Raw genomic sequence first — 11255 nt, 5'->3', positions numbered from 1 at the left:
GTAGGTGGGGACTCTGGTGCCGCGCCGACTGCTTCGGAGGGGGTCGCGCCCGGTGGTGACCCTGCCGCTGCTGCGCCTGCTGCTGCGGCGGCAGGCTCCAGCGCCGCTCCGGCTGCGGCCGACGGGGAGGCGCCGGGCGGCGACGCAGCCGCCGCGTCCGGCGCATCGCCTACGGCTGCTGCCGAGCCGGACGGGGATGCCGCCGCCCCTGCGGGTGACGAGTCTGTTGCCGCGCCGGGCGCCCAGTCCGATGCAGGCCATGCCGCTGTCGCCGACGCGACGACCGACGCCGCCACCGCAACGCCGGACGCGCCTGCCGCCGCCGATGCGGCCGATGCGCAGGCTCCCGACGCGGCGTCTCAGGAGGCAGCCCCGGCTGAGGCCACGGATCCCGCTGCCCAAGCAGCTGCCGCGCCGACTGCCGACGAGGAGCCTGAGGCCGACGCGTCCGACGGTGGCACCGACGACGCGCCCGCCGGACAAGCGGACGTGGCCGCCGCGCCAGCCGCCGAGGCGGCCTCGGCGGACCCGCCCGCGACCGCCGAGGCCACCCCCGCGCCCGCATCCGCGGGCCCGCCCGCATCCGCCGACACGGCCGCGACCGAACAAGACGCCGCCGCACTCGCCCCCGAAACCGCCGAGCCCGAAGCCGAACCCCCCGCAACACCCCCCGCCGAGGGCTACGCCGACGCCGAGCGGGCCGCCGTGCACCGGGTCATCCGCGACCGGCGCGACATCCGTAACGGCTTCCGCTCCGACCCCATCCCGCACGAGGTGCTGCTGCGCGTGCTCGAGGCCGCGCACACCGCGCCCAGCGTCGGGCAGTCGCAGCCGTGGGACTTCGTGGTCATCCGCTCCGAGGAGACCCGGCGCACCATGCACGACCTGGCCACGCGTCAGCGCGACGCGTACGCCAAGTCGCTCCCGAAGGGGCGGGCCAAGCAGTTCAAGCAGCTCAAGGTCGAGGCGATCCTCGAGACTCCGGTCAACATCGTCGTGACCGCCGACCCGACCCGCGGCGGCCGTCACACCCTGGGCCGGCACACGCAGCCGCAGATGGCGCCGTACTCCTCCGCGCTCGCCGTGGAGAACCTGTGGCTCGCCGCGCGGGCCGAGGGGCTTGGCGTCGGCTGGGTCAGTTTCTTCGACGAGCGCGAGATGGTGCGCGCACTCGGGTTGCCCGAGCATCTGGAGGTCGTGGCGTATCTGTGCGTGGGGTATGTCGACGAGTTCCCCGAGGAGCCGGAGTTGGTGAAGACGGGGTGGTCCAAGCGCCGCCCACTGTCGTGGGTTGTGCATGAGGAGACGTACGGGCGGCGCGCGCTGCCCGGTGAGGACCCGGCGAATCTGCTGCAGGAGACCCTGCGCGGCATCCGTCCGCTGGACGCGAAGGCGCTCGGCGAGGCGTGGGAGCGGCAGAAGCGTATGACGAAGCCGTCGGGCGCGTTGGGCATGTTGGAGATCATCTCGGCGCAGTTGAGCGGACTGTCCCGGAAGTGCCCGCCGCCGATTCCCGAGCCCGCCGCTGTCGCGATCTTCGCGGGCGACCACGGGGTGCACGCGCAGGGGGTCACCGCTTGGCCGCAGGAGGTCACCGGCCAGATGGTGGCCAACTTCCTGGGCGGCGGGGCGGTCTGCAACGCCTTCGCGAGCCAGGTCGGCGCAGAGGTGTGCGTCGTGGACGTGGGTGTGGCGAGTGAGCTGCCCAACACGCCGGGGCTGCTGCCGCGCAAGGTGCGGGCGGGGACCGGCGACTTCACCGTCGGCCCCGCGCTGAGCCGCGAGGAGGTGCTGCGCGCCATCGAGGTGGGCATCGAGACGGCCCGTGACCTGGTGGCCGCCGGGAACAAGGCGCTGCTCACGGGTGAGATGGGCATCGCCAACACCACCGTGTCGGCGGCCCTGATCTCCGTCTACACCGACGCCGACCCGGCCGAGGTCACGGGGCGCGGCACCGGCATCAACGACGAGATGCACGCCCGCAAGGTCGATGTCGTACGGCGCGGTCTGGAGCTGCACCAGCCCGATCCGGCCGACCCCATCGGCGTCCTGTCCGCGTTCGGCGGCCTGGAGCACGCCGCGATGGCCGGATTGCTGCTGGGCGGCGCGTCCCTGCGTACCCCCGTCATCCTGGACGGGGTGAGCGCGGGCGCGGCGGCGCTGGTGGCGCGGGCCATCGCGCCCGAGGTGCTGGCCGCCTGCATCGCCGGGCACCGCAGCGCCGAGCCCGGACATGTGGCCGCGCTGAACAAGCTGGGGCTGCGGCCGCTGGTCGATCTCGATCTGCGTCTGGGGGAGGGGACGGGCGCGCTGCTGGCCCTGCCCGTGGTACAGAGCGCAGCCCGGGCCATGCACGAGGTGGCGACCTTCGATTCCGCCGGAGTCACGGAGAAGGGCTGACGTCCGCCCCCGCCACGTAAGGTGTGCGCGGGGGCACATCCCACAGCCGACCAGCCCGATCAGGGCCGATCAGCGATCAGCCGCTCCAGCGCCGCAGCGGCAGCGCATTCGCACGAGGAGAGCCGCATCGCCATGTCCGAGAACTTTGCATACCCCGTGGGGCTGCGCCTGTCCGGGCGTCGGGTCGTCGTGCTCGGGGCCGGCCAGGTCGCCCAGCGCCGGCTGCCGGCGCTGATCGCGGCGGGCGCGGACATCGTGCTGATCTCGCCGTCCGCCACGGCGTCCGTCGAGGCGATGGCCGAGGCCGGCGAGGTGCGCTGGGAGCGCCGCAAGTACCGGGACGGCGACTTCGAGGGCGCCTGGTACGCCCTGATCACCACCGACGACCCCCAGGCCAACGCCGCCGCGTCCGCGGAGGCCGAGGCGCGCCGGGTGTGGTGCGTACGCAGCGACGACGCCGAGGCGTCCACCGCCTGGACCCCGGCCACCGGGCGCAGCGAGGGCGTCACCGTCGCCGTGCTCACCGGGCGCGACCCGCGCCGCTCCGCCGCCGTGCGGGACGCCGTCGTCGAGGGGCTGCGCGACGGCACCCTCGCCGCGCCCCGCCACCGTGCCCGCGGGCCCCATGTCGCGCTGGTCGGCGGCGGCCCCGGTGACCCGGATCTGATCACCGTACGCGGCCGTCGGCTGCTCGCCGAGGCGGACGTGGTCGTGGCCGACCGCCTGGGCCCTCGCGATCTGCTCGACGAGCTGCCGCCCCACGTCGAGGTGATCGACGCGGCGAAGATCCCGTACGGCCGCTTCATGGCCCAGGAGGCGATCAACAACGCGCTGATCGAGCACGCGAAGGCGGGCAAGTCGGTGGTCCGGCTCAAGGGCGGCGACCCCTTTGTCTTCGGGCGCGGCATGGAGGAGGCCCACGCACTCGCCGAGGCGGGTATCCCCTGCACCGTCGTACCGGGCGTCACCAGCGCGATCAGCGTGCCGGCCGTGGCCGGGATCCCGGTGACCCACCGGGGTGTGGCTCATGAGTTCACGGTGGTCAGCGGGCATGTCGCACCCGACGACCCGAGTTCGCTGGTGGACTGGGCGGCGCTGGCGAAGCTGCGCGGCACGCTCGTCCTCCTCATGGCCGTCGAGAAGATAGGCCCCATCTCCGCCACGCTCATCGAGCACGGCCGGGACGCGAACACCCCGGTCGCCGTCGTCCAGGAAGGCACGACCGCGACCCAGCGGCGCGTCGACGCGACCCTGGCCACGGTGGCGGAACGGGTCGCGGCCGAGGGTGTACGGCCGCCCGCGGTCGTGGTGATCGGCGAGGTCACCGCCCTCGCCTCGGGTAACCATCGGTAACGCATCGCGTCGGCGTCATTGGCACGACCTCCAGGACAAGGCAGTATCACCCTGTGGCTGATCTCATCACCGTCGATGACCCCGACGACCCGCGGCTGCGCGACTACACGGGTCTGACCGATGTGGAGCTGCGGCGCAGGCGCGAGCCCGCCGAGGGCCTGTTCATCGCCGAGGGCGAGAAGGTCATCCGGCGGGCCAGACAGGCCGGTTACGAGATGCGTTCCATGCTGCTGTCGGCGAAATGGGTCGACGTCATGCGGGACGTCATCGAGGACGTCCCGGCGCCGGTCTACGCGGTCAGCCCGGACCTTGCCGAACGCGTGACCGGCTACCACGTCCACCGGGGCGCCCTCGCCTCCATGCAGCGCAAGCCGCTGCCCGAGGCGGAGCAGCTGCTGGAGGGCGCCCGGCGGGTGGTGATCATGGAGTCCGTCAACGATCACACCAACATAGGCGCGATCTTCCGCAGCGCCGCGGCGCTCGGCATGGACGCGGTGCTGCTCTCACCGGACTGCGCCGACCCGCTGTACCGCCGTTCCGTCAAGGTCTCCATGGGCGCCGTCTTCTCCGTCCCGTACGCGCGCCTGGAGACCTGGCCGCGCGGTCTGGAAGCGGTCCGGTACACCGACTTCAAGATCCTCGCCCTGACGCCCGACGAGAAGGCCACCTCCATCGACGACGCCGCGCCCCACCGCATCGAGCGCGTCGCGCTGATGCTGGGCGCGGAGGGGGACGGGCTCTCCGTGCAGGCCCTTATGGCCGCGGATGAGTGGGTGCGCATCCCCATGGCGCACGGCGTCGACTCCCTCAACGTGGGCGCGGCGGCGGCGGTCGCCTTCTACGCGGTCACGGCGGGCCGTCCGCAGGGCTGAGAGGGAGCCGGGAGCAGAGCCCCGCCCCCACTCACGTCATCCGTGCGGCGGCGGCGCGGCACCCCGCGACGACGGCGCGGTGGGCGCGGGCGTCGGCGCCCCCAGCCCCAAGGGCGGCCCCTGGCAGCCCTGGGCCGCCGCGATGCCCAGCGCGACCAGCAGCGTCACCACGACGAAGACGATCAGCCGCTGGCGCATCAGCCGACGGTCCGGCCCGACGGGCCGGCGTCCGTTCCGTGGCGTACGGAGCGTACGCACGGGTGGCCGCGCGCCGTTGCGCCCCGAGGGGCGCGCGGGGGTCGGGCGGGCGCCGGAGTTACGGCCCGTGGACCCAGTGGACCCAGGGGTCCCGGCCGAACCGGCCGAACCGGCGGAACGGCCCCCCGTACCCGGCCCCTGACGCGGCGCGGAGGCGCGCGGAGCCTGGCCGCGGGGCGCGGGCGGGGGAGTGCCACCGGGGCGCCGCTCCGTACGCTGCCGTGTGTACTCGTCGGCCCGCCGGCCACTCGGCCGCTCCGACGGCTGCCGCGGCCCGGGGTGGTGCCCGCCGGACGAGTGACCCCCTGAGTGCGGACCTCCCGAGTGCGGACCGCCCGGATGCTGGCCTCCGGAGTGGTGCCCGTCGGGCTGCCCGTGCCCGGACCCACCGGAGCCGAGCCCCCCGTGTGCGCCAAGGCCGGAGTGCCCGCCGTGCCCATGTCCCCCGTGTCCGTGCCCCCCGTGCCCGTGGGCCTCCCGCGCCGCGATCTCCTTCAGGCGCAGGGAGAGCTGCAGCGTGCTCGGCCGGTCCTCAGGGTCCTTCGCGAGACACGCGTGGAGCAGCGGCGCCAGCGCGTCCGGCACCCCGGCCAACTGCGGCTCCTCGTGCACCACGCGGTAGAGCATCACCTCCGAACTCCCCTGCCCGAACGGGGAGTCCGCCATCGAGCAGTACGCGAGCGTCGCGCCCAGCGCGAAGACGTCGGTCGCGGGGGTCACCGTCGCCCCGCGCACCTGCTCGGGCGCGAGAAAGCCGGGGGAGCCGACCGCCGTGCCGACGTGCGTCAGCGTGCTGGCGCCGGTCGCCCAGGCGATGCCGAAGTCGATGATCCGCGGGCCCTTGGGCGACAGGAGGATGTTCGACGGTTTGAGGTCCCGGTGCACCACACCCGCCTCGTGCACCGCCAACAGGCCCTCGGCCAGCGCCGACCCGATGGCGGCGACCTGTGTGGCGGGCAGCGGGCCCGCTTCGTTCACCTTGTCGTGCAGGGACGGCCCGGGCACGTACTGCGTGGCGAACCACGGCCGGTCGGCCTCCAGGTCGGCGGCCACCAGCCGCGCCGTACAGCCCCCGCGGATCCGCCGCGCGGCCGAGACCTCGCGGGCGAACCGGGACCGGAACTCACGGTCCTCGGCCAGATCCGGCCGGATCACCTTCAGCGCCACGCGCTGCCCGCGCCGGTCGGAGCCGAGGTAGACCACCCCCATGCCGCCCGCGCCGAGCCGCCGGTGAAGCCGGAAGGAACCGACGACACGCGGATCCTCGCGCCGGAGCCGCATCATCGCCATGTCCGTCCCCTACCTCCGGTGGTAGGCCCCTTCCCAGTACCCCTCGCGGGGAGGCCCCATCCGCTGCCGCCGTCTGACGTGCACAGCTTACGGATTGACGGCCCGACGCGCGCAGAGGCCGCGCATGCGTCGGCAGATGGATTGTCAGTGGCGGGTGGAATCCTTGGAGAAGTGGGGCGGAATCGCGGCAATCCGCGCTCCGATCCGCGATGCGAGATCTCAAGGGACCGTCGCAGAAGGGGGATTGAGCCCGTGAAGGGTGATCGTGTGGAGATAGTCGTTGACGCCGGTGACACGACGCGTACCTATGAAGTGGTGGCGAGCCGTGCGGGCCGCAGGGTGGAGACCGCGGTGCGCCGAGGCGTGGTGGAAGTGAGCGAAGTCACCCGGAGCGGTTCGGTGGTGCGCACCGCCCGCTTCATGGCCAACAGGGTGCTGGCGCTGGTCGAGCAGCCGGTGCCGCGGATCGACGATGGGGAGCGCGAGGAGGGTCCCCTCAGGGAAGACCCCAAGTCCTGACGTCGAGTCTCCACCCAGGGGAGTAGTCGCCCGCGCAGGACGTCATCCTCCGGGAGGCCCGGCATCGATACGAAGGCATGACGCCCTCCGCGGTCGCCGCGCCTAATGTTGAGGTCAAGCGGCGGGCGCAGCACTCGTCCCCCGAGGTCAGACGCTCGCCGCCCCAGATGTGACAGGAGAGAGGCAATGGCGGACCCGGCTGGAGGGACGGCCACCCGAGCGCGCGGGCACCGCGCGGCGGAGGTGTTCGGCGACCAGCGGTCCGACCGGCGTCACCCCTTGGTCGCGGCGGCGATGGCGCTGCCGCCGGCCGCTCTCCTGGCCATCGTGTTCGGCGGCTGGGAGGCCGTCGTCACACAGGCGTCGTCCGTGGCGGGAATGCTGGGGCGCTGAGCGCCCCAGGCCCGGGAGAGCGGCCCGGGCGGGGACATCCCGTCATCAACCCCGTGGGGACGGGGGTGCGGCGGACGGCACGAGTGCCCGGACAGCTGGGGAGCTGTCCGGGCATCGCGCCGTTTGGGGGCGATCCCCCGGCAAAGCGGGGATACGGCCTGACCTAGGATCCAGCTCGGAAGGCCACCGCGTCTGCGAGATGGGAAGCCGTGAGCGGAACCGTACGGGAGGACGTCGTCCCGCAGCTGGTCGACGTCGTCCGCCACCGGTCCGCGCCGCATCACGGACCCGTCGGTGAGCCGATCGTGCTTGCGGACCGTCGCGACGCCACCGTCATACGCCATGGTTCGGTCGTCGCGAAGGCGCACGCCCCCGACACGGACCCGGATGAGCTGGCCGTCAGGGTGCGGGTGGCCGGGCATCCGAGGTGTGCGGGCATTCTGCTTCCGCCGCTGGGCGGGCCCGGGGCGCTGCCCGGAGGGCGGGCGGTGACCCTGTGGCCTTACGGGGAGCCGGTGTCGCCCGACCACCCGGAGGCCGCGCCATGGGCGGAGGCCGGAGGGCTGCTGGCGCGGCTGCACTCCGTGGAGCCCGCCGCGCTGCCCGGCCCGCTGCCGCCGATGCGCGGACCCGCCAAGGCGGCCCGCGCCATCGCCAGGCTGCGGCGCGCGGGGGCCGGAGTGGCGGGGCCGGCCGCGGAGGCGGTGCTGCGGGCCTGGGGCGCGCTGCCGGGCTGGGCGCGGGGCGAGGGGGCGGCGGCGCAGGGCGGTGGTGCGTTGTGCCATGGCGATCTCCACCTGGGCCAGTTGGTGAGATGCGCCGGATCCCCCGAGCACCCAGGGCTTCCCGAGCACCCCAACCCCTCCGGCACCCCCGCCCGCTGGCTGCTCATCGACGTCGACGACCTCGGCCTCGGCGACCCCGCGTGGGATCTCGCCCGCCCCGCCGCCTGGTTCGCCGCCGGGCTGCTCGCTCCGGACGACTGGGTGCGCTTCCTGGGGGCGTACCGCGCGGCGGGCGGCCCGGCCGTACGGGAGTGCCAAGAGGACCCGTGGGCGCGGCTGGACGTGCCTGCCCGCGCGCTGACCGTGCAGTTGTCCGCGCTGGCGCTCGCCAAGGCGGCGAGGGAGGGGCGTCCGTTGGACGAGGCGGAGGAGTCGATGGTGGAGGCCTGTCTGCGCATCGCGCGGCTTGCCGGAGCGTAGGGTGAAGTCAACGCCGCCGGACGCCCGTTCCGGCAGCGCTTTTGTCTGAAAGCTGAGGAGTTGAGCGGACCATGCAGTGTCCCAAGTGCGGTGCACCGATGCACACGTACAACCGCAATGGTGTCCAGATAGAGCAGTGCAGCGGCTGCCGGGGGATCTTCCTGGACTACGGGGAGCTGGAGGCGCTGACCCGGCTCGAGTCGCAGTGGTCCACGCAGGCTCCGCCCGCGCCCCCGGCCCCTCAGGCGTACCCGGCCGCCCCTGCCCCCGCCTGGGGTGCTCCGCAGCACGGTCACCACGGGCACCACAAGCAGCACCGCGGCTTCGGGCGCATGCTCTTCTCTTCCTGAGCGCATATCCTGAGCGCATACGACTGAGGGCCGGGGCGAGATGCCCCGGCCCTCGGCCGATCATGTGGACGATACTGGGATTGAACCAGTGACCTCTTCCGTGTCAGGGAAGCGCTCTCCCGCTGAGCTAATCGTCCCGGGGAACCACGATGGAGATCGCGGAACCGCGGTGTGCGCGATACTGGGATTGAACCAGTGACCTCTTCCGTGTCAGGGAAGCGCTCTCCCGCTGAGCTAATCGCGCGGGCGGGCCCATAAGAACCCGGCGGGCCCACAAGGGCCCGAGTGGACGATACTGGGATTGAACCAGTGACCTCTTCCGTGTCAGGGAAGCGCTCTCCCGCTGAGCTAATCGTCCGAGGTGGAGACGGGATTTGAACCCGTGTAGACGGCTTTGCAGGCCGTTGCCTCGCCTCTCGGCCACTCCACCAGACGCAGGGGCCGAAACCCCCACTCCGAGCGGACGACGAGATTCGAACTCGCGACCCTCACCTTGGCAAGGTGATGCTCTACCAACTGAGCCACGTCCGCAGGTGTCGTTTCTCCGGGGCGCTCCCGCGTCCCGGCGACGTGTTGAACTCTAGCGGATTCCGGGGCCAGCTCAAATTCCGTTTGCTCACCATGCTCCCTCCGTTTCCGCAGCGTGCCGCCGTGGGCCGCGGTCGGTACGCCCTCCCGCCACACCGCGGAGGCGTCCGCCCTAGACTCGCAACCGTGTACGAGCTCCCCCCTCTCGCCCGCTTCGGCGGCCTCGTCGCCACCGATCTGCGCGATGTGACCAGCGACCCCGCGGCTCTGGAATCCGAGGGTTTCTGGGCGGTGGTCGCCGACTTCGAGGGCGGCCTGGTCTGTGCCCGCTTCGCGGACGTACGGCCCGAGCCCGTACCGGCCCCGACGCCCGGCGGCTGGTCGGGGCCCGCCCCCGGGGACTGGACCTCATCGCTGGACCGCGCCGCCTACACCGAGGGCGTACGGCGCATCCGGCGCTACATAGCGGCGGGCGAGGTGTACCAGGCGAACCTGTGCCGGGTCATGTCCGCGCCGCTGCCCGAACCCGACCGCTCCGATGTGGACGAGCTCACCGCGCTGCTGGCCCTGGGCAACCCCGCCCCGTACGCCGGGACCGTCCGCCTGCCCGCACATGGCGTGGAGGTCGCCACGGCCTCCCCCGAGCTGTTTCTGCGGCGGGACGGGCGGGTCGTCGAATCCGGCCCGATCAAGGGCACCGGGCGCGAGGCGTCGGACCTGCTGGAGAAGGACCACGCCGAGAACGTGATGATCGTGGACCTGGTCCGCAACGACCTGGGCCGGTGCTGCGCCACCGGGACGGTGACCGTTCCCGCGCTGTGCGCGGTCGAGCCGCACCCCGGTCTTGTCCACCTCGTCTCCACCGTGCGCGGCGAGCTGGCGGCCGGCGCGGGCTGGCCTGAGCTGTTCGCGGCGGCGTTTCCGCCCGGGTCCGTCACCGGGGCGCCCAAGTCCAGCGCGCTGCGCATCATTGAAGAGTTGGAGACCGCGCCCCGCGGCCCGTACTGCGGAGGCATCGGCTGGGTGGACGCCGAACGCGGCACCGGCGAGCTGGCGGTGGGGATACGGACCTTCTGGATCGACCGCGCGGCGGCCGGCGGCCCCGCGCTGCGCTTCGGCACCGGGGCGGGCATCACCTGGGGCTCCGACCCGGAGCGCGAATGGGACGAAACCGAACTCAAGGCCGCCCGGCTGCTCAAGGTGGCGGCGGGCGCATACCAGCCGACGGGAGGCATCGCACGATGACGCTCGCCATCTGGCTCGACGGTTCGCTGCGCGAGGCCGACAGCGCACAGGTGTCCGTCTTCGACCATGGACTGACGGTCGGCGACGGCGTCTTCGAGACGGTCAAGGCGGCCGACGGACGCGCCTTCGCCCTTACCCGCCATCTGCGCCGGCTGGCCGGCTCGGCCCGCGGTCTCGGGCTGCCGGAACCGGACTTGGAGGAGGTGCGGCGCGGTTGCGAAGCGGTGCTGCACGCCAACCCGGCGCCGCTCGGGCGGCTGCGGATCACCTATACGGGAGGGGTGTCGCCGCTCGGCTCGGACCGCGGCACGGCGGGCCCCACCCTGGTCGTCGCGCTCGTCGACACCGACCGGCGGCCCGATACGACGGCGGTGGTCACCGTCCCGTGGACCCGTAACGAGCGCGGGGCGCTGGCCGGCCTGAAGACCACCTCGTACGGCGAGAACGTCGTGGCGCTCGCCCGGGCCCGGGAGCACGGCGCGAGCGAGGCGCTGTTCGGCAACACGGTCGGGCGGCTGTGCGAGGGCACCGGCTCCAATGTCTTCGTGGTCCTCGACGGCGAACTGCACACCCCGCCCCTGGCCTCCGGCTGCCTCGCGGGCATCACGCGGCAGCTCGTGCTCGACTGGGTGGGAGCGAAGGAGACCGATCTGCCCTTCGACGTACTGGAGCGGGCCGAAGAGATCTTCCTGACCTCCACCACCCGGGACGTCCAGGCCGTCCACCGGCTGGACGACCGGCCGCTGCCGGGCGCGCCCGGCCCGGTCACCGCGGAGGCGATGCGGATCTTCGCCCGGCGGGCGGCCGACGACCTCGACCCCTGAGCGGCGGGCGGTTCGCCG

At 73.2% G+C, this 11255-nt stretch carries 10 protein-coding genes and 5 tRNA genes; 9 read left to right on the top strand and 6 right to left on the bottom strand.

Going from position 1 to position 11255, the window contains the following annotated elements; all coding sequences use genetic code 11:
• The 3 genes from cobT to ACFV2X_RS52050 form a co-directional block, all read left to right on the top strand.
• The coding region (cobT, locus tag ACFV2X_RS52060) for a nicotinate-nucleotide--dimethylbenzimidazole phosphoribosyltransferase (protein ID WP_385630501.1) at positions 1-2400 on the top strand (2400 nt) is incomplete at its 5' end.
• A 132-nt stretch (positions 2401-2532) separates the two neighbouring features.
• Positions 2533-3753, top strand: coding sequence for a uroporphyrinogen-III C-methyltransferase (gene cobA / locus ACFV2X_RS52055; RefSeq protein WP_385630499.1), 1221 nt, complete (start codon positions 2533-2535; stop codon positions 3751-3753).
• A gap of 53 nt (positions 3754-3806) precedes the next feature.
• The gene (locus ACFV2X_RS52050) at positions 3807-4625 is read left to right on the top strand and encodes a TrmH family RNA methyltransferase (protein WP_385630497.1); all 819 of its coding nucleotides are present in this window, start codon (positions 3807-3809) and stop codon (positions 4623-4625) included.
• A 36-nt stretch (positions 4626-4661) separates the two neighbouring features.
• On the opposite strand, the gene ACFV2X_RS52045 is transcribed toward ACFV2X_RS52050, so the two are convergent.
• Positions 4662-6173: a protein kinase gene (locus ACFV2X_RS52045; RefSeq protein WP_385630494.1), complete on the bottom strand. Its 1512-nt coding sequence runs from the start codon at positions 6171-6173 to the stop codon at positions 4662-4664.
• Between the two features lie 252 nt (positions 6174-6425).
• On the opposite strand from ACFV2X_RS52045, the gene ACFV2X_RS52040 reads away from it, so the two are divergent.
• The 4 genes from ACFV2X_RS52040 to ACFV2X_RS52025 all read left to right on the top strand — a co-directional run bounded on the left by ACFV2X_RS52040 (position 6426) and on the right by ACFV2X_RS52025 (position 8640).
• A complete protein-coding gene (locus ACFV2X_RS52040; RefSeq protein ID WP_358644160.1) occupies positions 6426-6692 on the top strand; it encodes a hypothetical protein in 267 nt (88 codons plus the stop codon).
• 186 nt (positions 6693-6878) lie between these two features.
• Positions 6879-7085 carry a hypothetical protein gene (locus tag ACFV2X_RS52035; RefSeq protein ID WP_385630492.1) on the top strand — a complete coding sequence of 69 codons (207 nt, stop codon included), beginning with the start codon at positions 6879-6881 and terminating at the stop codon, positions 7083-7085.
• Between the two features lie 209 nt (positions 7086-7294).
• A complete protein-coding gene (locus ACFV2X_RS52030) occupies positions 7295-8290 on the top strand; it encodes a phosphotransferase family protein (RefSeq protein WP_385630490.1) in 996 nt (331 codons plus the stop codon).
• 71 nt (positions 8291-8361) lie between these two features.
• Complete coding sequence (locus ACFV2X_RS52025; protein WP_089510426.1) at positions 8362-8640, top strand: zf-TFIIB domain-containing protein; 279 nt, start codon at positions 8362-8364, stop codon at positions 8638-8640.
• Between the two features lie 65 nt (positions 8641-8705).
• On the opposite strand, the gene ACFV2X_RS52020 is transcribed toward ACFV2X_RS52025, so the two are convergent.
• The 5 genes from ACFV2X_RS52020 to ACFV2X_RS52000 form a co-directional block, all read right to left on the bottom strand.
• Positions 8706-8777: transfer RNA gene (locus tag ACFV2X_RS52020), tRNA-Val, on the bottom strand.
• A 35-nt stretch (positions 8778-8812) separates the two neighbouring features.
• A tRNA-Val gene (locus tag ACFV2X_RS52015) sits at positions 8813-8884 on the bottom strand.
• Between the two features lie 42 nt (positions 8885-8926).
• Positions 8927-8998: transfer RNA gene (locus tag ACFV2X_RS52010), tRNA-Val, on the bottom strand.
• Position 8999: 1 nt separating this feature from the next.
• Positions 9000-9070: transfer RNA gene (locus ACFV2X_RS52005), tRNA-Cys, on the bottom strand.
• Between the two features lie 28 nt (positions 9071-9098).
• Positions 9099-9171 (bottom strand) — tRNA-Gly (locus ACFV2X_RS52000).
• 183 nt (positions 9172-9354) lie between these two features.
• Between ACFV2X_RS52000 and ACFV2X_RS51995 the strand changes: the two genes are divergently transcribed.
• Both ACFV2X_RS51995 and ACFV2X_RS51990 read left to right on the top strand, forming a co-directional pair.
• The gene (locus ACFV2X_RS51995) at positions 9355-10413 is read left to right on the top strand and encodes a chorismate-binding protein (RefSeq protein ID WP_385630488.1); all 1059 of its coding nucleotides are present in this window, start codon (positions 9355-9357) and stop codon (positions 10411-10413) included.
• Positions 10410-11237 carry an aminotransferase class IV gene (locus ACFV2X_RS51990; RefSeq protein WP_385630486.1) on the top strand — a complete coding sequence of 276 codons (828 nt, stop codon included), beginning with the start codon at positions 10410-10412 and terminating at the stop codon, positions 11235-11237. Before ACFV2X_RS51995 ends, ACFV2X_RS51990 begins: the two co-directional genes overlap by 4 nt.
• The last annotated feature ends 18 nt before the right edge of the window (positions 11238-11255 follow it).

The sequence above is a fragment of the Streptomyces sp. NPDC059679 genome, assembly GCF_042734105.1.
In the GTDB taxonomy this organism is placed as follows: Bacteria; Actinomycetota; Actinomycetes; order Streptomycetales; family Streptomycetaceae; genus Streptomyces.
The sequence above is the reverse complement of the archived record's forward strand: the minus strand, read 5'-3'. Positions and strand labels throughout refer to the sequence as shown.